Source organism: Bordetella tumulicola (assembly GCF_965138755.1).
GTDB classification, from domain to species: Bacteria; Pseudomonadota; Gammaproteobacteria; order Burkholderiales; family Burkholderiaceae_B; genus Bordetella_A; species Bordetella_A tumulicola.
In genome coordinates this window covers 1033314-1055928 of sequence record NZ_CBCSFP010000001.1, presented here as the reverse complement: position 1 = coordinate 1055928, position 22615 = coordinate 1033314, and the positions used below count along the sequence as shown (strand labels likewise).

At 60.2% G+C, this 22615-nt stretch carries 11 protein-coding genes and 2 pseudogenes; all 13 read left to right on the top strand.

Annotated features, from left to right (window positions below; all coding sequences use genetic code 11):
• Positions 1–41: 41 nt before the first annotated feature.
• The 13 genes and pseudogenes from ACNAZS_RS04875 to ACNAZS_RS04815 all read left to right on the top strand — a co-directional run bounded on the left by ACNAZS_RS04875 (position 42) and on the right by ACNAZS_RS04815 (position 22586).
• Positions 42–5255, top strand: coding sequence for an alpha-2-macroglobulin family protein (locus tag ACNAZS_RS04875; RefSeq protein WP_415786694.1), 5214 nt, complete (start codon positions 42–44; stop codon positions 5253–5255).
• Positions 5213–7483, top strand: a complete 2271-nt coding sequence (gene pbpC / locus ACNAZS_RS04870) for a penicillin-binding protein 1C (protein WP_415786692.1) — start codon at positions 5213–5215, stop codon at positions 7481–7483. The genes ACNAZS_RS04875 and pbpC overlap by 43 nt, the downstream gene beginning before the upstream one ends.
• Before the next feature lie 56 nt (positions 7484–7539).
• A complete protein-coding gene (gene clpA, locus ACNAZS_RS04865; RefSeq protein ID WP_415786690.1) occupies positions 7540–9849 on the top strand; it encodes an ATP-dependent Clp protease ATP-binding subunit ClpA in 2310 nt (769 codons plus the stop codon).
• 2 nt (positions 9850–9851) lie between these two features.
• On the top strand, positions 9852–11279 hold the full coding sequence (locus ACNAZS_RS04860) for a paraquat-inducible protein A (RefSeq protein WP_415786688.1): 1428 nt from the start codon (positions 9852–9854) through the stop codon (positions 11277–11279).
• A gap of 26 nt (positions 11280–11305) precedes the next feature.
• Positions 11306–12676 (top strand): annotated as a pseudogene (locus ACNAZS_RS04855) (PqiB family protein); the annotation flags it as partial.
• Between the two features lies 1 nt (position 12677).
• Positions 12678–12958 (top strand): annotated as a pseudogene (locus ACNAZS_RS04850) (PqiB family protein); the annotation flags it as partial.
• Between the two features lie 12 nt (positions 12959–12970).
• Entirely contained in the window at positions 12971–13618 is a 648-nt protein-coding gene (locus tag ACNAZS_RS04845; RefSeq protein ID WP_415787073.1) for a PqiC family protein, read from the top strand.
• A gap of 144 nt (positions 13619–13762) precedes the next feature.
• The gene (putA, locus tag ACNAZS_RS04840) at positions 13763–17584 is read left to right on the top strand and encodes a trifunctional transcriptional regulator/proline dehydrogenase/L-glutamate gamma-semialdehyde dehydrogenase (RefSeq protein WP_415786686.1); all 3822 of its coding nucleotides are present in this window, start codon (positions 13763–13765) and stop codon (positions 17582–17584) included.
• Positions 17585–17790: 206 nt separating this feature from the next.
• On the top strand, positions 17791–18936 hold the full coding sequence (locus ACNAZS_RS04835) for a branched-chain amino acid ABC transporter substrate-binding protein (RefSeq protein WP_415786684.1): 1146 nt from the start codon (positions 17791–17793) through the stop codon (positions 18934–18936).
• A gap of 116 nt (positions 18937–19052) precedes the next feature.
• Positions 19053–19982 carry a branched-chain amino acid ABC transporter permease gene (locus ACNAZS_RS04830; protein ID WP_415786682.1) on the top strand — a complete coding sequence of 310 codons (930 nt, stop codon included), beginning with the start codon at positions 19053–19055 and terminating at the stop codon, positions 19980–19982.
• Positions 19979–21061, top strand: coding sequence for an ABC transporter permease subunit (locus ACNAZS_RS04825; RefSeq protein WP_415786680.1), 1083 nt, complete (start codon positions 19979–19981; stop codon positions 21059–21061). Before ACNAZS_RS04830 ends, ACNAZS_RS04825 begins: the two co-directional genes overlap by 4 nt.
• A complete protein-coding gene (locus ACNAZS_RS04820) occupies positions 21058–21864 on the top strand; it encodes an ABC transporter ATP-binding protein (protein ID WP_415786677.1) in 807 nt (268 codons plus the stop codon). Before ACNAZS_RS04825 ends, ACNAZS_RS04820 begins: the two co-directional genes overlap by 4 nt.
• Complete coding sequence (locus tag ACNAZS_RS04815; protein WP_415786675.1) at positions 21861–22586, top strand: ABC transporter ATP-binding protein; 726 nt, start codon at positions 21861–21863, stop codon at positions 22584–22586. The genes ACNAZS_RS04820 and ACNAZS_RS04815 overlap by 4 nt, the downstream gene beginning before the upstream one ends.
• Positions 22587–22615: the final 29 nt, after the last annotated feature.

The window sequence follows — 22615 nt, the reverse complement described above, 5'->3', positions numbered from 1 at the left end:
GGCCGCACGCCCTAACAACAATATTGATCAGAGGCAAGCCCGTGAGTAAAAAAAGTGGCGTGATTGGGATTGGGGCGTTGGTGGTGGCCATCGCGGTGGGGTTGGGATGGTGGGCAGGGCGTGGTGATGCGCCCACGAGCGCGGACTCGCCAGCGTCGAGTGCCACGCCTGCGACCGTCGCTACCAAAGCAGCGTCACCGACAACTGATGCTGCTGCATCGACGACCGCTCAAGAGCCGGCCAACGCCTCGACCGTGATTGGCCAGGCCGATCCCTTTGCGTTGCTGGATTGCAAACCGCGCGAGTTTCGCGACTCGATGGCACTGGCCATCACCTTTACACAGCCCGTTGACCGCAAGGACGATCTGACACGGTTTATCCGGGTGGTCGATACCGGCGAGGCAACGACGTCCGACGACACTCAGCCGTCCGGGCAAACCGACAGTACGGACGACGCCACCAAACAGAACGACGCCGACAAGCAGAACGACGCTGCCAAGCAAGGCAAAGTCGTGGAGGGTGCCTGGTCGGTGGGCGACAACCCGCGCATCGTGTATTTCCCCTATGTCCAGCCGCAGCGTGCTTATGCGATCCGGGTCGATGCAGGTTTCCCAGGTGCTGAAAAAAACTCGACCCTAGGGGTCGAGGGCAACTGCACGGTTCAAACCGAGGCCATGCCGCCGTCGTTTTACTTTGCAAGCCGTGGCGTCGTGCTGCCCGCCGGACAAAACGGCGGTTTGCCCGTGGCCACCGTCAATACGCCCGAAGTCGACGTGGAATTCTTGCGCGTATCGCCGGAGCATATGCCCGAATTTTTCGATGAAGTATTGGGTTTGAGCGACACGTCCAACGAGGACGACGAATGGCGGTATTCCGATAATCGCAGCCTGAAGGGTTCGGTCAGCAACTGGGATCTCGATCGTCTGCATACCCTGACAAAGAGTGTGTATCAGGGGCGCTTTGTCACCGATGACAAGCCCAACCGACGCCACGTGACCTTCTTGCCCGTCGAAAACATCAACGAGCTGAAGCAGCCCGGCATTTACGTGGCCATCATGAGCGAGCCTGGTCGTTTTCGCTACGAATACCAGGTGACCTATTTCTATATCAGCGATATGGGCCTGCATATGCGTCGTTATTCCGACCGTATCGAGGCCTATACCGTGTCGCTGAAAACAGGCAAGCCCGTCAAGGACGCCCAGGTCGAGTTGGTGGATGCTGCAGGCAAAGTCCTGGCTAAAGCAACCTCTGACGAGGGGGGGCATGTGCGCATTGATGGCGATTCGTCCCGTGCGCGCTTGATACGCGCTGCGCGTGGCGATGAGTTAACGATGCTGTCGCTGGCCGAGCCCGCGCTGGATCTGTCCGAGTACGACATCGGCGGCCAACCTTCTCGTCCAAATAATCTATTCGTCTATTCCGGCCGCAACTTGTATCGACCTGGCGAGACCTTTCAGGTGTCGGTATTGCCGCGCGACCTGGACGGCCGGCCGCTGAAATCCGCGCCGCTGACCGCCGTCCTGAAGCGGCCCGATGGCCGTACGGTGCGCAGCGAGCTCTGGCAACCCAGCGAAAAAATCGCCAACTATATCGAGCACGCCATTGACCTGCCGGTCGATGCGCAAACCGGCAAATGGCTGCTTGAACTGCGCGTCGATCCGGCAGCCAAATCGCCTGATGCCGCCTGGTGGTTCCAGGTCGAGGAATTCCTGCCCGAGCGCATGAAACTGCATCTGGATTCCGATCAGGCCGTGCTGTCCCCGGGAGAAACCTGGAAGATCGATGTACAGGGCGACTATCTCTACGGCGCTCCAGCTGCGGGTAACCGCCTGTTGTCCAGTTTTCAGGTAAAGCGTGACCGCTATGCGCTGAATCAAAAATGGCCGGGCTTCATTTTTGGCGATGTCGCCGATGACAAGCTGCGCCACTACGAAGAGCTACCGGAAACAACCTTGAATGACGGGGGCGCGGTCGAGTTGGCGATCGACCTCAAATCTGTCGGCGAGGCGAAATCCCCGCTCAGCGTGCGTATGTCCGCCAGCTTGCTCGAGTCGGGCGGACGCCCGGTGGTGCGTTCGATCGAGCGCAGTGTCTGGCCGGCCGACAAACTGATCGCGGTGCGGCCCTTGTTTGACAACGATGTTACCCGCGAGGGCGCGCCCGCGGGTTTTGAAGTCGTGCGCCTGAATGCATCCGGTGAGGTGGTGCCGCTGGCCGAGGCGCAAGTCCGTTTTTTCCGGGAACAGCGTAACTATTACTGGCGCTACGACGATCAGCGTGGCTGGAACAGTGGCTATACCGAGACCGAGGACCTCGAGGACTCGCGCACGATCGCGTTACCTGATCGTACGTCGTTGACCTTGCCGGTCAAGTGGGGACGCTATCGTCTCGAAATTACCGACCCGGAAACTGGCCAAGTCATGCGTTACCGCTTCTATGCCGGGTGGGATGCGCAAGACTCGGACGCGATGGGCAACCGTCCCGATCGTGTCCAGATGAAACTCGAAGGCGTGCCTGCACGCCCCGGCGATAACGTCAAACTGACCGTGACGCCGCCCCATGACGGCGAAGCTCTCATCACGGTCGAAGGCGACCGCATGCTGTGGTCGAAATGGGTGCCGGTCAAAGTCGCGGGAACGACCGTTGACATCCCTCTGGATGCCTCATGGAAACGTCACGATCTTTACGTCGCCGCCGTGGTATTTCGGCCCGGCAGCGAGGGGGATCGTGTCACGCCCGCGCGCGCCGTGGGGTTGAGCTTCCTGCCTATTGCCAGCGACGAGCGCAAGCTCAATGTCGCGCTGACGGCGCCCGCCAAAGTCGAACCCGAAAAGCGCACCACCGTGCGCGTCAAGGTCGATGGTGCGCAGGACAAGGGGGTCCATGTCACGTTGTCCGCCGTGGACGTGGGTATTTTGAACATCAATCAGTACGCCACGCCCGATCCGATGGACTTCTACTTTGGCAAGCACCGTTATGACGCCGAATTGCGCGACATGTACGGCAAGCTGATCGAGAAGATGGATGGCACCAAGGGCCGCCTGAAATGGGGGGGCGACGCCGCCATGCGCGGTGATAGCCAAAGCCTGCCCAAAAAGGTCAAGCTGGTGGATCTGTTCTCGGGGCCCGTGACGCTGAACGAGCAAGGCGAAGCCGACATCCCGCTGGACTTGCCGGACTTCAATGGCACGCTGCGTTTGATGGCCGTCGCGTTCAGCGATGCGCAATATGGCCATACCGATCAGGAAATGGTGGTGGCCGCACCGATCGTGGCCGAGTTGAATATGCCGCGCTTTATTACGCCCGGCGACCGGGCGACCGTGGCAGTCGATGTCACCAACCTGAGCGGTGCCGCGCAGCAGATCACGGTGAATTTGCAGGCGTTGGATCCCTTGTCCATCGCCGATGGGGGCACGCGCACCCTGACCCTCAAGGATCGTCAACGCACGACAGTGCGTTTTACGGCAACTCCGACAGGATCGTACGGCTTGGGATTGGTGCGTTTGACGATCGATGGCAAGGGTGGTGAGAAACCCATCCATATCGAACGAGAATCCGTGCTGCAAGTGCAGCCGTCGCATGCCGCGGAAAATCTGATTCAGCGCGTGCGCTTGGCCCCGAGCGAAAGCTTTGCTCCGGGCGCGGTCACGGGTTATTACGTCGATTCCGTTTCGGCCAATATCAGCATGTCGAACCGCCCGCCCATCAACGTCTCTCGTCTGGTCAAGGATTTGCTGCGGTACCCCTATGGCTGCACGGAGCAAACGATCAGTTCGGCGTATCCGTGGGTACTCATGGACGAGGCCGATGGCAAGCGTTTCGACCTGCCCATTCAGACGAAAGAGCAGCGCGCGGAAAAGGTCGCCTACGCTGTGGGACGATTGGCCGGCATGCGCAACGCCATGGGTAGCTATTCGCTGTGGGGCGACCCGGGTTCCGCACGCGATATCTGGTTGACCGCCTATGCGGTGGGCTTCCTGCAGGATGCGCGCGATCAGGGCTTTAGCGTGCCCGAGCAGTCCCTGGATCGTTCGCGGCAATGGTTGCAAGCGCAATTGCAGCAAAGCTTGGGCGCTTTCGGAACGTGGCCCGAAGCCTTGCGTCAATCGTTCGAAAAAGGCGATGTCAATAGCAGTTATCACGCCATGATGCGCGGCGATCATCGTCTTTTCGCGGGCTATGCGACGGCGGCGCTGGTCTTGGCACGTGATCGCCAGGCGTCGCTGGCTACACTGCGCCAGTTGTTTGATCGTTATCAAGAACGCTCGTTATCGCCCTTGCCCCTGATCCAGTTTGCCGTCGCCTTCCAGTTGATGGGCGACACCGCTCGTATGGAAAAGGCCATGGCGCTGGCTCTGGCGCGGCCTTATGGCTATCCGGTTCGGGGCAAGTTCTACGTGACGGCATGGCTGGGCGATTACGGTAGTGCAGTGCGGGATTACGCCCTCGGCTATGCGCTGGCGACGACCTATAAGCTGGCGCCGCAAGGCCGCGAGTCCCTGATGTCGCAACTCGATGGCTACATGCGCGATCGTTCGTATCTGTCGACGCAAGAGCAGATGGCTTTGGTGCTGGCGGCCCGTGCCGCGGGCGGCGACGCGGAAAAGCCATGGGCAGCGGCGCTGACAACGGAGTCGGGGAAACAGGATCTGGCCAGCGCCCAGGATCAAACGGTTTCACTCAAGTTTGCCGATCTGCCATCGCTGCAGTTGACCAACACCGGATCACAGCCTTTGTTTGTAGAGTTCGATTTACAGGGCACGCGCCAGGAAGCCCCCGCGCCGCAGAGCAGCGTGATTTCGTTGCAGCGGCGCTGGTATACGCCCGACGGCCGGGCATGGGACGGCGGGGTGTTGCGCACGGGCGACATGTTGGTCGTCAGGCTCAGTGCCTCTGCGAATCAATCGATTCCGGATGCATTGATTGTCGATCGCGTGCCGGCGGGCCTGGAAATCGAAAACCTGAACCTGTCGCAAAGCCCCGAGATGCAAGATTGGCAAATCGGCGGCATACAGGTGGCAGATGCGATGGCCAATCCGGCGATCAAACATCGTGAGTTTCGCGATGACCGTTATGTCGCGGCGGTGTCGCTGGACCGTCGCGCGACCGAGGTGTTTTATATGGTGCGTGCGGTCACCCCGGGACGTTACGCCGTGCCGTCCACGGTGGCCGAGGACATGTACCGACCCGAACTGCGAGGCGTAGGCGAACGATGGAGCCCGATCGAGGTTCGCGATCGCATGCCGGTTCGCTAACCGGAGCTGAGGAGCCGACCCAAAAGGGACCACCTCCTCAGCCCGGGCGCAATCGCACGCGACGCCCGAGTATCGGTAAAGTCCTTCGGCGGGGTGGGGGAGCGCTGGCGCTGGCGATCGTCATCGCGGCTGCCGTGGTGCTGATCCTGGATCGGCTGTTTCCCCTGCCGTCGGTGGGAGGCGGAGGGGCTTCAGTAGTGGTCGCCGCCGATGGTACGCCACTGCGCACCTATCCCAGCCGTGACGGCATGTGGCGTTATCCTGTGACGCCACAGCAGGTATCCCCGTACTACCTGGAAACCTTGCTGGGTTACGAAGATCGCTGGTTTTACTGGCATCCCGGCGTCAATCCCGTCGCGCTGGCACGCGCGGCGTGGCAATGGTTCACGCATGGGCGCATTGTGTCGGGCGGCTCCACGATCACCATGCAGGTCGCACGGCTGCTGGATCCCGAGCTGGCGGGCCAGCCCTCGCGCGTCTTGTCGGCCAAACTGCGCCAAATGGCGCGTGCGCTGCAATTGGAGTTGCACTACAGCAAAGATGAAATCCTGGGCCTTTATCTGACGCATGCGCCCATGGGCGGCATCGTCGAGGGGGTGGAGATGGCCTCGCGTCTGTGGCTGGGCAAGTCCTCGATGGATATCAGCCCGGCCGAAGCCGCATTGCTGACGGCATTGCCACAAGCGCCATCGCGCCTGCGGCCCGATCGTCATCCGCTGGCCGCGCAAATCGCGCGCGATAAAGTGCTGGACCGCATGGCGGCAAACGGCCAATGGAGCGCCGAGGCCGTCGCGGACGCTAAAATAGAAAACGTGCTGGCGCCGCCGCTGCGGGCACGTTGGCTGGCGCCGCTGGCCGCTCAACGCTTGCAGATCGAGCAACGCCGCACGGGTGAGCGCGCCGAGATCGTCACCTCTACTCTGGATGCGAATATCCAGGCCACGGCCGAGCACATGTTGCTGGATCGCATCGATGCCTTGCCGCCCAAAGTGTCGATGGCCGTATTGATCATGGACAACAATACCCTGGAGGTCAAGGCGTACGCCGGTTCGGCGGACTTTGCCGATGACAGTCGCTATTCGCACGTGGACATGGTGCGCGGCGTGCGTTCGCCAGGGTCCACGTTGAAGCCCTTTCTCTACGCCCAGGCGCTGGACGACGGCATCGTGCATTCGGAAAGTATGCTCATGGATGCGCCGCTGTCCTTTGGCGGCTATGCACCCGGTAACTTTCAGGCGTCATTCTCCGGGCCGGTCAGCGTGTCCCGGGCCTTGCAGCGCTCGCTGAACGTGCCTGCGGTGGATTTGCTGGACCGGGTGGGGCCTCATCGTTTTGCATCCATGATGTTGGCGGGCGGCGTACAGTTACGTATGCCGGCGGGAGCCGAACCCAATTTGAGCTTGATTTTAGGCGGGGGTGGCACCACCTTAGAGGAACTGGTCGGCGCGTACCGTGCCTTGGCACGGGGCGGTCTGGCCGGACGGCCTCGTTTGTCCCCGGATGAGCCTCGGGTCGAATCGCGAATGATGAGCGCGGGCGCCGCGTGGATCGTGCGCGATATTCTCGAGGGAGGGGGGCATCCCGATCGTCCGCTGGAGCAAACAGGTCGTCGTTTGGCCTGGAAAACCGGTACCAGTTTCGGATTTCGCGACGCCTGGGCCGTCGGGGTGACCGATCACTGGACGCTTGGCGTCTGGGTGGGGCGGCCCGATGGCACCCCCAACCCGGGTTTCTTTGGAGCCAATGTGGCAGCACCCTTGCTGACTGATCTGGTCGCCGCGTTGCCGGCAGGGCCGCCGATCGCGCGGCAACGACCGGCGACCGTACAGCCCGTCGTGACCTGCTGGCCGTTGGGATGGCGCCAGGGCAGTCCGCAGGCGGGGGCATGTACCCAGCCGCGCACCGCCTGGTCACTGGACGATACGGTGCCGCCGACGTTTGCCGGTTATGCTGATATTGCAAGTGGGCCACTGCGCTTGCAGGGGGTGGCCAATGGATCGGTGTTGCGCCCTGTGCCGGGCCGTGACGCCGTATCAATAGAGGTGCGCGTGGACGGCGCGCGGGGGCAGGTCTGGTGGATGCTGGATGGCTTAGTCCAGCAGCGCAGTGTGGCTACTGCCCCGATAAATCTGTCTATGGTGCAAAATGGTCGCTATACCCTGACTGTGATGGATGAGCAAGGCCGACATGACCGTGTGGTTTTTGAAATCACTGGCGTTACGCCCTGATCAGCTTAGAATATGAGTCGTATTTTTCGATCGCTTCAATGCGTTATGGAGGAAGCGTGATTTCTCAAGAACTTGAAGTCAGCCTGCATATGGCTTTCGTCGAGGCCCGTTCGGCCCGGCATGAATTTATTACCGTCGAGCATCTGCTGCTGTCGCTGCTCGATAATGCCTCGGCCATCGAGGTCCTGCGTGCTTGCACCGCGAATCTGGATGATTTGCGCGGCAACTTGCGTCAGTTCGTGTCTGAAAATACGCCGGTCATTCCCACCGGCGCGGAGGTCGACACGCAGCCTACGCTAGGATTTCAACGCGTCATTCAACGCGCGATCATGCACGTGTCGGCAGGCGGGACGGGTAAGAAACCGGTCACAGGCGCCAATGTGCTGGTGGCTATTTTTGGCGAAAAAGACTCGCACGCTGTGTACTACCTGCAACAGCAGGGCGTCACACGCCTGGATGTGGTCAACTTCTTGTCACACGGCATCACCAAGCAACCTCAAGAAGAAGCCGCCGCCCCGAAAGAACAACCCGGTGTCGAAGAAAACACCGAGGCGCGTCAGTCGCCGCTGGATCAATATGCGACCGACCTGAACGCGGCGGCGCTGGCGGGTCGTATCGATCCACTGATTGGCCGCGAGCACGAGGTCGAGCGCGTGATTCAGGTGCTGTGCCGCCGTCGTAAAAACAACCCCCTCCTGGTGGGCGAAGCCGGCGTGGGCAAGACTGCCATCGCCGAGGGATTGGCCTGGCGCATCACGCGCGGCGAGGTCCCCGAGATTCTGCAGGCCGCGCATGTCTATGCGCTGGATATGGGCGCGCTGCTGGCCGGTACCAAATATCGCGGCGATTTCGAGCAACGCCTCAAAGGCGTGCTCAAGCAGATTCGCGGTAATCCTGACTCCGTTCTGTTCATCGACGAGATCCACACGCTGATTGGCGCCGGTTCGGCGTCCGGTGGCACGCTGGATGCGTCCAACCTGCTCAAGCCCGCCTTGTCGTCGGGTCAGCTCAAGTGCATCGGCGCGACGACCTATACCGAATTCCGCGGCGTTTTCGAAAAAGACCACGCCTTGTCGCGTCGTTTCCAGAAGATTGACGTGCCCGAACCCAGTGTCGAGCAAACCGTGCAGATTTTGCGCGGCCTCAAGAGTCGCTTCGAAGAGCACCACAGCGTGCGGTATTCCGCGGCGGCGCTCACGGCCGCGGCCGAATTGTCCGCGCGTTATATCAATGATCGTCATTTGCCCGATAAGGCCATCGACGTCATTGACGAGGCCGGCGCCGCCCAGCGGCTGCTGCCGCGCTCGCGCCAAAAGAAACTCATCGGCAAGATCGACATCGAAAACATCGTTTCCAAAATTGCGCGCATTCCGCCGCAATCCGTGTCCAACGATGATCGAAGCAAGCTCGCGACGCTGGATCGCGACCTGAAAACCGTGGTGTTTGGCCAGGACAACGCGATCGAGGCGCTGTCGGCCTCCATCAAGATGGCGCGTTCCGGATTGGGCAAGCCAGACCGTCCGATTGGTTCGTTCTTGTTCTCGGGCCCGACCGGTGTGGGTAAAACCGAAGTCGCACGCCAATTGGCGTTCACCTTGGGGGTCGAGTTGTTGCGCTTTGACATGTCCGAGTACATGGAGCGCCATGCCGTGTCTCGCCTGATCGGGGCGCCTCCCGGATACGTCGGGTTTGATCAGGGCGGTCTGTTGACCGAAGCCATCACCAAGCAACCGCACTGCGTCCTGCTGCTCGACGAGATCGAAAAGGCCCATCCGGATGTGTTCAACATTCTGCTGCAGGTCATGGATCATGGCACCCTGACCGACAACAACGGGCGCAAGGCGGACTTCCGTAATGTCATCATCATCATGACGACCAACGCGGGTGCCGAAACGTTGAATCGGCCGTCCATCGGTTTTTCGAACAGCCGTGTCACCGGCGACGAAATGGCCGAGATCCGCCGCATGTTTACGCCCGAGTTCCGCAATCGCCTCGATGCCATCATCCCGTTTGACAGTTTGTCGCGCGATATCATTTTGCGCGTGGTCGACAAATTCCTGATGCAGCTTGAGGACCAATTGCACGAACGTCGTGTCGAGGCGGTCTTTACCGAGGCCTTGCGTGCACATCTGGCCAAAGAGGGTTTCGACCCGCTCATGGGTGCACGGCCGATGCAACGCCTGATCCAGGACACCATACGGCGCGCGTTGGCCGACGAGCTGTTGTTTGGCAAGCTGGTCGATGGTGGCACGGTGACCGTCGATCTGGATGCCGATGGCAAGGTGCAACTTAACTTTGATGGATCAGGCAAGTCGGCAGACTCCAAGACGCCGCCGGACCGTCAGGAAGTCGAGTTGGTTGATTGACCTTGTCCCCCAAACCGCTGATTTCCTGCGAGCACTGTGGCAGTATTTTCCGGCGGCACGAGCTGCAGCACGGCGAAACGGCCACGTGCGCGCGCTGCGGTACCATTCTGTGGCGGTATAGTGGGATCAGTGTATCGGGGTGGCTAGCGTTGAGCTTGGCCGCCCTGATCGTTTTTGCGATTGCCAATGCGTACCCGGTCATCAGCATGTCAGTGCAGGGCATGACACGTGAGGCGTCGTTACTCACCGCGGTGATCATGACCTGGGATCAGGGTTACGTATGGACAGCCATGATGACCGGGCTGGCGGGCTTTGCCTTGCCTTTCTTGCATCTGATTATCTTGGTGTGGGTGTTATGGCCGCTGGCGCTCGGCCGCGAGCCAGCGGGTTTGCGACCCGCCGTACGCCTCTTGGGCATATTGCGTCCCTGGTGCATGGTGCCGGTGTTCTTGCTGGGGGTATTGGTATCGGTGGTCAAATTGGCGGGCATGGCGTCAGTCAGCCCGGCGCCGGGCTTATACGCCTTTGGCGCCCTGGTCGTGCTGCTGGCAACGCTTGAGCGCTTGTCGCCGCATGCATTATGGCGTTATGTCGAGAAGGCAGGCGTCACACCTGTCCATGTGCCGCGGCCCGCACCCGGGCAGACACTGACGGGTTGCCATGTCTGCGGGCAGGTACAGGCCGTGCCTGTGCCTGACGGCTCATCATCGTCGCATGAGCCCTATCACGTACATGCTATCGATCATCAGCACGAGGGCGACTCACATCACTGCGTCCGTTGCAACGCGATCGTGCATGCACGCAAGCCTCAAAGCCTGACCCGTACCTGGGCATTGTTAGTCGCGGCGGCGGCGCTTTATGTGCCGGCGAATGTGCTGCCCATCATGAACATCCAATCCCTGTTTTTGGGCGACAGCGGCCATACGATTCTGGGTGGGGTGGTCGAGTTATGGCAGACCGGTTCGTGGGATATCGCACTGATCGTGTTTATCGCCAGTATTGTCGTGCCGCTGACCAAAATGTTGGCTCTGGCAATACTTGCCGGTAGCGTACAACGGGAAAGTCAGTTTAATCTGCGCCAACGCACTCGCCTGTATGAAATGGTCGAGTTCATCGGGCAGTGGTCGATGCTGGACGTTTTTGTCGTGATACTGCTCGCGTCGCTGGCGCATTTTCAGGGGCTGATGGAGATTTCAGCGGGGCCGGCGGCCGGGGCGTTTGGCCTGGTAGTCATTTTGACCATGCTGGCCGCCATGAGCTTTGATCCGCGCCTGGCGTGGGATCTTGAGACACACGAATCAGACGAAACGAACGAAGCAAGCAATACGGCAATCGCTTCACGCAGGGCACAAGACCCGAGTGATCACGAGGCGCCGAGTATGACTCACACCGGGACCGGCCCCGTGGCTTCTCGGCACGATACGGCATAGACAAATTCAGGCATCGCATTCAAATCATGGTCGATCAAAAATCCCCGCCCCCTGATGACGGTATTGCCGCGCCAGAGGTGGTACGCAAAAAACAACGACGCATCAACTGGGTGTGGTTGGTGCCGGTGGTTGCGGCGCTGATTGCCTTATCGCTTGTGCTGCGCACCTGGATGCAAGAGGGGCCCGAGATTTCCATTGTGTTTGAAACCGCCGAAGGTCTCGATGTTGGCAAAACCCAAATCCGCTATAAGGACGTGGTGGTGGGCATGGTGCAACGGATTAAGTTCAACGAAGACCGCTCCAAAGTCATTGTGACAGCTCAATTATCCAAAAACGCCGCGGGGCTGGCCGCAGAGGGAACGAATTTTTGGGTGGTACGTCCACGCCTGGGCCTCAATGGGGTGTCGGGCCTGGGGACCCTGCTGTCTGGCGCCTATATTGATGTGGACGCCCGGGACGGGGCAGGGGCCGAAACCTCCGCGACCAAATTCGACTTTGTGGGCCTGGAGACGCCGCCGGCCGTGACCAACGATCGTGCTGGCAAGCGTTTTATCCTAAAAGCGCAAGATTTAGGATCGCTGGATATCGGCTCGCCGGTGTATTTCCGTCGCATCAACGTGGGGCGCGTTATTGGATACAAGCTTGATGACAGCGGAGAAGCAGTCAATGTCGAAGTCTTCGTCGATGCGCCCAACGACAAGTTCGTCACGACCGGTACGCGTTTCTGGAATGCCAGCGGGATCGATCTGCAGGTAGACGCGAGCGGGCTGAAGCTGCATACCCAGTCCTTGATGTCCCTGGCGTTGGGGGGAGTGGCTTTTGAGTCCGTCAATGTCAATGATACGAAGCTCGCCGAACCCGGCGCCAGCTACGAACTCTATGACACGGAGGACGAGGCCAAGGCGAACCCGGATGGTGAACCATTCCCGATCCGTATGCGTTTTGATCAGACTATTCGGGGCTTGGCTGTCGGCGCGATGGTCGATTTCCAGGGTATTGCTCTGGGTCATGTCACCAAGATCAGCATCGATTTCGACAACGACAAAAAACGCTTCTTCGCCGTGGTTGATGCCGTTCTGTATCCCGAGCGTCTAGGACCCGTGTATGACAGGATGCATGCGCGTGCCGAGGCCGATGGCGACAAGACCGGCGGACGCTTGCTGGCGGTCATGGTGAAATACGGTTTGCGGGCGCAGTTGCGTACGTCTAACCTCTTGACCGGTCAGTTGTATATCGTGCTCGAAAATTTCCCGAAGGTCGAGCCCGTCGAATTCAAGATCACGGATCCGATTCAGATACCCACGATCCCGGGCAATCTGGAACAACTGCAGCAGCAGATCACCAACATCGTCGACAAGATCGACAAGATCCCGTTCGATCAGATCGGCACGGATCTGNGCTCGACCTTGTCGAGCGCGTCGAGATTGTTGACTACGCTGGACAAGAACCTGGCTCCCGAGTTGCGCAACACCGTCCAGGCCGCCCGCAAGTCGCTCGATGCCATCAATGAGTTGTTGGCGCAAGACGGATCCCTGCCGACCAACGCCGAGCAGGCCATGAAGGAATTGGGTCGTGCCGCTCGTTCGTTGCGCGGCCTGGCCGACTATCTGCAAGTCCACCCCGAAGCCTTGATTCGCGGCCGTGGCGATGATCCCATCCCGGGCCAAGTCAGGAACTAAGCCATGTCTGCCATGCGACGCATTTCGTTTTTGTCCCTGCTGGCGCTGTCAGCCGCCCTGGCCGGTTGCGGCAGTTCGCCTCCCGTACGTTTCTACACATTGCAACCGGCACCGCAAGCGGCCCCCGCGAACGTGCCGCGCGTGGATTATCAAATCGAGCTGGCGCCTGTGACGGTGCCGCAGCAGGCCGATCAACCGCAGATCATGCTGCGAGAAGGGCAGAACAATGGTGCCCTGACACCGCTTTATTCGGATCGCTGGAGCGCATCGCTGGGCAACGAGATCGGTTCGGCGCTGACGGACACCCTGACACGCACGCTGGGGGCGCTGAACGTGCAGACGCTGTCGCCCGCCAAGGACATCCCTGTGTGGCGCATCCAGGTCGATGTGCAGCGCTTTGACATGGTCGAGGGTGGACCGGCGCGATTGGATGCCACGTGGCGTGTGCGTCCCATCAATGTAAAGAATGGCCGCGCCCTGATTTGCGGCTCGGTGGTGCAGGTGCCTGCCGATCAGATCAATGTGGTAGGGTCGCTGGTGCATGCGCAGCAGCAGGCGGTTGTGTTGCTGGCCGACACTATTGCCTCGGCGATTCAGTCCGGGGGCGCGCGTGCGACACCGGCCTCCGGACAAGTACAGCTGCTGGGTTGCGCCCAATAAAATAGGGTTAACCCTTAAAGGTTAACCATAATTCAAAATTGGTTATATCTTCCTTAGTATTCGGGTATCACTGAATGGGTAACCCTGTATCGTGGTGCCTTGCGCCCGCGAGTGGCTTGCCATAACTGAGGAACTGCACGCATCATGAGCAGCACCACATTGGGCGTCAAGGTGGACGACACCTTGCGTGACCGCTTGAAGGCCGCCGCGCGGAAACTGGATTGCACCCCGCACTGGCTACACAAGCAGGCATTGTTGGCATACCTGGACAAAATCGAACGCGGCCAGCTACCCGCGGAGATCCTGCATCTTTCCCAGGGCAAAGCCGACATTGGCGATACCGATGCCGGTGCGCAGACCCCCACACCACCATTCTTTGAATTTGGCCAGGACGTCCAGCCGCAGTCGGTGCTGCGCGCGGCGATCACCGCGGCCTATCGTCGCCCCGAGCCCGAGTGCGTGCCGCTGCTGCTGGGCCAGGCGCGTATGCCCAATCCCGAGAAAATCCACGCCATGGCCACGCGCCTGGTGAAGGCGTTGCGCGATAAAGGCGGCGGTGGCGGTGTCGAGGGGCTGATTCAGGAGTTCTCCCTGTCCAGCCAGGAAGGCGTGGCATTGATGTGTCTGGCCGAGGCGTTATTGCGTATCCCCGATCGAGCCACGCGCGATGCCCTGATTCGCGACAAAATCTCGCGCGGCGACTGGCGCGCCCATATGGGCGGCTCGCAATCGCTGTTCGTCAATGCCGCCACCTGGGGGCTGATGCTCACGGGCAAGCTCGTCGCGGTCAATAGCGAGCAATCGCTGTCAAAAGCGCTCACGCGCATGATCGGCAAAGGCGGCGAGCCGCTGGTGCGCAAGGGCGTCAACATGGCCATGCGCATGATGGGCGAGCAATTCGTATCAGGCCAGACGATTTCCGAGGCGCTGGCCAACAACCGCAAACACGAGGCCAAAGGCTTTCGGTATTCGTACGACATGCTCGGCGAGGCCGCGACCACTAGCGAAGACGCGGATCGCTATTACGCCTCGTATGAACAGGCGATTCATGCCATAGGCAAGGCCGCCGCGGGTCGCGGCATCTACGAGGGGCCGGGCATTTCCATCAAGCTCTCGGCATTGCACCCCACGTATTCGCGTGCGCAGCGCGAGCGCGTCATGGTCGAGTTGCTGCCCCGCGTCAAGGCGTTGACGCTGCTGGCGCGCCAGTACGACGTCGGGTTGAATATCGATGCCGAAGAAGCCGATCGGCTGGAGATTTCCCTGGATCTGCTCGAAGCGCTCTGCCTGGCGCCCGAGCTGGAGGGGTGGAATGGCATTGGGTTCGTGATCCAGGCCTACCAAAAACGTGCGCCTTTCGTGATCGATTATGTGATCGATCTGGCGCGCCGCAGCCGGCATCGCATCATGGTGCGCCTGGTCAAGGGCGCCTATTGGGATACGGAAATCAAGCGAGCGCAGGTTGATGGCCTGGAAGGCTATCCGGTGTATACCCGCAAGGTCTATACCGATGTAGCGTACCTGGCTTGTGCACGCAAGCTCTTGAGCGCACCCGAAGCCGTGTATCCACAATTCGCGACGCACAACGCTTATACCCTGTCGGCGGTGTACCAGTTGGCGGGCCAAAATTACTATCCCGGGCAGTACGAATTCCAGTGCTTGCACGGCATGGGCGAGCCTCTGTATGACCAGGTCGTCGGGCCGCTCGCACAGGGCAAGCTGAACCGGCCGTGCCGCATCTATGCACCCGTGGGCACGCACGAGACCTTGTTGGCCTATCTGGTGCGTCGTCTGCTCGAAAACGGCGCCAATACCTCGTTCGTGAATCTGATCGGCGATGAAAGCATTTCGATCGATCAGTTGGTGGCGGACCCGGTCGATGTGGCCGCGTGCATTTCGCCGCTGGGCGCACCGCACGAGCAAATTCCGCTACCGCGTGAACTCTATGGCCCGGCCAGCAGTGGCGCACGCCTGAATTCCGCGGGCCTGGATCTCACTAACGAGCATCGACTGGGGTCGCTCGCGGCCGCGTTGTTGGCCAGTGCCGCCACCCCGTGGCAGGCGCTGCCTATGCTGGGCGAGGCCAGTATCGCCTGGGATACCGCGCGGGTGATCGAGGTGCGCAACCCCGCGGATCAACGCGATCTCGTGGGTCATGTCATCGAGGCACTGCCCGCCGAGGTTGACGCGGCTTTGCGCCTGGCGGAAAGCACGGCGCCGATCTGGCAATCCACGCCGGTGGCCGAGCGCGCGCAGTGCCTGCGTCGCGCCGCGCAACTTCTCGAAGAAGGCATGCAGCCGCTGTTGGGCTTGATCGTTCGAGAGGCAGGGAAGTCCTTGTCCAACGCCATTGCCGAAGTCCGCGAGGCTGTCGATTTTCTGCGCTATTACGCGGATCAGGCCGAGCGCGAGTTCGGTAACGATACCCATCGTCCGTTGGGAACGGTGCTATGTATCAGCCCCTGGAATTTCCCACTGGCCATTTTCACCGGGCAGGTCGCGGCCGCGCTGGTAACAGGTAACTCCGTCATCGCCAAGCCGGCAGAGCAAACCTGCCTGATCGCCGCGCAGGCCGTGCAGATCCTGCGGTCGGCCGGCGTGCCCGCGGGCGCCGTACAGTTGTTGCCAGGGCGTGGCGAAACCGTCGGCGCACAACTGGTAGACAGTTCCGCCATCGATGGCGTCATGTTCACGGGGTCTACCGATGTGGCGCGTCTGATTGCGCGCACCTTGGCGCGTCGCCTGGATGATCATGGCCATACCATTCCGCTCATTGCGGAAACGGGCGGTCAAAATGCCATGATTGTGGATTCGTCCGCACTGGCAGAGCAGGTCGTGTTCGACGTGTTGAACTCCGCCTACGATTCGGCAGGCCAGCGTTGTTCCGCATTGCGCGTGCTGTGCCTCCAGGAAGACAGCGCGGATCACATCTTGCACATGCTGCGGGGCGCCATGCGCGAATTGCGCGTGGGTAATCCCGATCAATTAGCGGTCAATGTGGGTCCGGTGATCGACGCGGATGCCCGCGACAATATCCTGCGTCACATCGAGACAATGCGTACCGCCGGCCATCGAATCGATCAGGTCGAGCTCGATAGCCAGTGCCGCTACGGCATGTTCGTACCTCCCACGTTGATCGAGATCGGTAGTGTGGACGCGCTCACCCGCGAGGTCTTCGGTCCGGTGTTGCATGTATTGCGCTATGAGCGTAACGCCCTGGATCAGGTACTGGATCAGATCAACGCGACGGGTTACGGATTGACCTTTGGCGTGCATAGCCGTATCGACGAAACCATTGGGCATGTGACACAGCGGGCGCATGCCGGAAACATGTACGTCAATCGGAATATCGTAGGCGCAGTCGTGGGCGTGCAGCCCTTTGGCGGCGAGGGATTGTCCGGTACCGGCCCGAAGGCGGGAGGTCCGCTGTATCTGTACCGTTTGCTGGCACTGCGGCCCGCTGGACTGCCCCCTGGCGTCGAGAAGGACGTGTCTTTGTCCTCACCCTGCATGCAAACGTTGCCGGGCCCCACGGGCGAGCAAAATACCTATCATCTGCACCCGCGTGGCACTGTGTTGTGCGTGGCGGCTACCGAGGCGGGCGCACAGGCCCAGTACGCGGCTGCCCAGGCGTCCGGCAACAAGGCGCTGTTCCTCGATACCCCGGCCGTACAGGCTTGGCGTGCGGGTTCCGGATCGCAAGCCAGCGTCACGCTGCTTGCGGATGACAAAGTTGATGAGGCGGTATTTCAGGGCGTATTGTTCGAGGGCGACGGAGATAACTTGCGTGCCTGGAACGAGCGCATTGCGTCGCGCAACGGTCCCATCCTGATTGTTCAAGGGCTGACGCCGGACGCCTTGGCGGCCGGCGCCGCCTATACGTTGGAGCAACTCGTGGCTGAGCGTTCCATTAGTGTGAACACCACCGCGGCTGGCGGAAACGCCAGCCTGATGTCTATTGGTTGAGTGACGCACGGGTTATCGCTAATAGCCGAGCAGGTTGCACCTGGTCAAAAATCCGGTGCAACTTTATCGGCAAATGACGGGAAAGTTGAGCTTTTTCGAAAGACCTCGCAAGGGCTCGACATTCCTTTTTTCTACATGAGAAAAGGCACCTGTGCCAAAAGCCGCAGTATGCCTACCGAGTACCCCATTCACAAAGGAGGGTTGACATGAAATTTGTATTTTCCCCACCGGCACTGGTCGCCGCGCTGGCTGCCGCCAGCTTCGTCAGTATGGCCCATGCCGAAGACATCAAGTTCGGCTTTGCCGCACCACTGACCGGTCCGCAATCGCACTACGGCGAAGACATGCAAAACGGTCTGACGCTGGCGCTCGAAGAGGCCAACAAAAAAGGCATCAAGGTTGATGGCGAAACGGCCAAATTCATCCTGGTGTCGCGCGACGATCAGGCCGATCCCCGCACGGCGGTGCAGGTGGCGCAACAACTCGTTGACGAAGAGGTCGAGGGTATCCTGGGTCACTTCAATTCGGGGACGACCATTCCCGCCTCGCGCGTGTACAACGAAGCCGGGTTGCCGCAAATCGCCATGGCCACCTCGCCCGAGTACACCAACCAGAGCTACGACACGACCTTTCGCATGATGACCAGCGACACGCAGCAAGGTGCTGCCGTGGGCAAGTTCATCGTCGACAACCTCAAGGGCAAGAAAGTCGCCATCATCGACGACCGTACGGCTTACGGACAGGGCTTGGCTGACGAGGTCGAAAAGGCCGTTAAAAAGGCTGGCGGCGAGATCGTGCGTCGCGAATACACCACCGACAAGGCCAATGACTTTACCGCCATTCTGACCAACATCAAGGCTGCCGCGCCTGATGCGATTTTCTACGGTGGTCTGGATGCGCAATCCGGTCCGATGAAGCGTCAATTGGTCAGGCTGGGAATCCAGGCGCCGCTGGTGTCAGGTGAAATGACCCGCAGTGATACTTTCCTGAAGCTCGCTGGTGATGCCGCCGAGGGCACGTATGCGTCGTTGGCGGGCGTACCGCTGGACAAGATGGCAGCGGGCAAAGACTTCGCGCAACGCTACGAGGCGCGCTTTAAAAAGTCACCCGGTGTTTATGCCCCTTATGCCTACGATGGCGCCTGGACCATGATCACGGCCATTGAGCAGGCGGGTTCCGCCCAGCCCGAAGACTACCTGCCCAAGCTGGCAGCGATCGAGCGCAAAGGCGCGACCAGCGAACACATCGCCTACGACGACAAGGGTGATCTGAAAGAAATCTCGGTCACTATTTACCAAGTCAAGAACGGTAAATGGGAAATGGTCGAAACCATGGTTAGTCAAGCCAACTAAGCCAGGCATCGCGTGCGGGCACAGGGTGCCCNCACCGCCGCATACTTGTCACGCGGCATCGGGTCCGCGCGGCGCGGTCGTTTTCTCTACGAGCACTTCAAAGGCTCAGCATCCCTATGGATATCTTCATTCAGCAGCTTATCAATGGCCTGACGCTGGGTAGCGTGTACGCGCTCGTCGCCTTGGGCTATACGATGGTGTACGGCATCATCGGGCTCATCAATTTCGCGCATGGCGATGTGGTCATGATAGGGGCCATGGCGGCCACCATGATTGCGACCTCCCTGGTGGGAGGCGACCCCACGGTATCGGCCGTTGTTGTGTTGGGCGTGGGCCTGCTTGTGGCCGTGCCCTTGTGCATGGCTGTTGGCTGGACCGCCGAGCGCGTGGCCTATCGGCCGCTGCGCCGTGCGCCGCGCCTGGCCGCATTGATCACCGCCATCGGTGTATCGATCATTTTGCAAAACCTGGCCATGATGGTGTGGGGGCGCAACTACCTGAGCTTTCCGCAAGTCTTGCAGCCCCAGGTCTTCGAACTGGCGGGTGCGCGCATAACCTCGTTGCAAATGGCCATTGTGCTGATCGCTGCATTGATCATGGGCGCATTGTTTGCCGTCGTGCACAAGACCCGCCTGGGTACCGCCATGCGTGCGACCGCGCAAAACCGCGAAGTCGCTGGTTTGATGGGGGTCAATATCAACACGGTGATCTCGGCTGCCTTTTTGATTGGCTCAGCGTTGGCCGCTATTGCCGGCATGATGGTCACCACTTATTACGGTGTCGCTCAGTACACCATGGGCTTCATGCTGGGCCTCAAGGCTTTTACTGCTGCGGTGTTGGGCGGTATCGGCAATATGGTCGGAGCGATGGCGGGCGGACTGTTGCTGGGCGTCATCGAATCGCTGGGTGCAGGCTACATCGGTGACATCACCGGCGGCTTCTTGGGCAGTCATTATCAAGACGTCTTTGCCTTTGTGGTGCTCGTGCTGGTGTTGATTTTCCGTCCGTCGGGCTTGCTCGGTGAGCGTGTAGGAGATCGCGCATGACGACGACTAAGTCTCGCGGCGTGTCGAGTCGCAACCTGCTGGGTATTGTCCTGATAGGTGTTGCATTGGCCGTGCTGCCGTTCGTGCTGGGCATGGCCGGGCAAAGCTGGGTGCGCATCGTCAATTTTGCCTTGCTGTACGTGATGCTGGCCCTGGGCCTGAACATTGTGGTGGGCTTTGCCGGCTTGCTCGATCTGGGTTATATCGCGTTTTACGCGGTAGGCGCTTATGCCTGGGCATTGCTGGCGTCACCGCACTTTGGCTTGCACTTGCCGTTCTGGGCGATCTTGCCGATCAGCCTCGGCGTGGCGTGCGTATTTGGCGTACTGCTGGGAGCACCTACGCTCAAATTACGCGGTGATTATCTCGCCATCGTGACTTTGGGTTTTGGCGAAATCATCCGCATTTTCCTTAATAATCTGAATGCGCCGATCAACATCACCAACGGGCCGCAGGGCATTAACCGTATAGATGGCTTCAAGGTCGGCGAGTTCATGTTCGGCCGTACAGAAACGCTGCTTGGCATACGCTTTACCGGTCCCGAAAAGTACTATTACTTGCTGTTGGGCATTACCTTGCTGATCGTGCTGGTGTGCATGCGCTTGCAAAATTCACGTATCGGCCGAGCTTGGGAGGCCATACGTGAAGACGAAATCGCCGCCAAGGCCATGGGGATCAATACGCGTAACGTCAAGCTCCTGGCATTTGCGATGGGGGCATCTTTTGGGGGCGTTGCGGGCGCGTTGTTTGCGTCCATGCAGGGTTTCGTCAGCCCCGAGAGTTTTAGCCTGACCGAATCTATTTCCGTTCTGTGTATGGTGGTGCTCGGCGGCATGGGTAATATCCCCGGCGTGATTCTGGGCGCCGTGCTGTTGGCCGCCTTACCCGAGTTTCTGCGTGCCGTGGTCGAGCCCGTGCAGCGGCTGATATTCGGCGAAGTCGTGCTCGACCCCGAAGGCATCCGCATGCTGCTGTTTGGCCTGGCGATGGTTTGCGTGATGTTGTTCCGGCCCGCCGGACTGTGGCCCTCTGCCGTGCGCAAGCGCGAGCTGGCAGGCACGACCGGAGGTCGAGCATGAGCATCATTTTGCAAGCAGAAGGTCTGGGCAAGCGTTTTGGTGGCTTACAAGCCTTGTCCGGCGTGAGCTTTGATATTCAAGCCGGTGAAATCTACGGCCTGATCGGCCCAAACGGCGCGGGTAAAACGACGCTATTCAACGTATTGACGAGCCTATATATCCCGGAAGAGGGGAGCTGCACGTTCAACGGCAAGCCACTCACCGGACGCAAACCGCACGAGGTTGCCCAAGTCGGCCTGGCGCGCACCTTTCAAAACATTCGTTTGTTCGCCAACCTGAGTGCCATCGAAAACGTCATGATCGGGCGACACGTGCGCACCCGCGCCGGGGTGTTGGGTGCGGTACTGCGTACGTCTGCGACCCGAGCCGAAGAGGCTGCCATCGAACGACGTGCCCACGAGTTACTCGACTATGTCGGCATCGGCCCACGTGCCAACGATGTCGCTCGCTCGTTGTCTTACGGCGACCAACGGCGCCTGGAAATCGCACGGGCGCTTGCCACCGAGCCCAAGCTGCTGGCACTGGACGAGCCTGCGGCGGGCATGAATGCATCAGAAACTGTGGTCTTGCGCCAGCTGATCGAAAAGATCCGTAACGATGGAATCACCGTGCTCCTCATTGAACACGATATGAAACTCGTGATGGGATTATGCGATCGCGTGCTCGTCCTGGAATACGGCAAGGTCTTGGCCATGGGCAAGCCTGCACAGGTACAACGCGATCCGAAAGTCATTGAAGCTTATCTAGGTGCTGGCGCCGCCCAGGACATTCAGGCGCCGCATTCGGAGCACACCGTACCATGAGCGCATCTCAACCCTTATTAGCGTTGCGTAATCTAGAGGTCGCCTATGGCGGTATTCGTGCCGTGCGCGGTATTGACCTTCACGTCGATGCCGGCGAATTGGTTTGCCTGATCGGCGCGAATGGCGCGGGCAAGAGCACGACGCTGCGAGCCATATGTGGCCTGGTGCCTTTGGCTGGCGGCGATGTGCAATACGATGGTCAATCCATCAATGGTCGCAAATCGTTTGAGCTCGTGCGTCGCGGTTTGGTGATGGTCCCCGAGGGGCGAGGTATTTTCGGTCAACTGACGATCGAAGAAAACCTGGCCATGGGCGGGTACACGCGGCGCGATGCGGTGCAGATACGACAGGATACCGAGCGCGTGTTCACCTTGTTTCCCCGGTTGGCCGAGCGTCGCAAACAAGCGGCCGGTACGCTGTCGGGCGGCGAACAACAAATGGTCGCCATGGGCCGAGCGATGATTGCCCGCCCCAAATTGCTGTTGCTGGACGAACCCTCGATGGGATTGGCTCCCCTCATGGTGGAAAAAGTCTTCGAAGTCGTGCGCACCATTGCCAACGAGGGTGTCACTATTTTGCTCATCGAGCAAAATGCCAAGCTGGCGTTGGAGCACAGCCATCGCGGCTATGTGATGGAGTCTGGCGAATTGGCGCTGTCTGGTCCCGCGCGTGACGTGCTGACCAACCCAAAAGTCCGCGAGGCGTATCTGGGCGAGCTTTGACGGCAGGCGGCAGGGCGGGGCCGTTCATC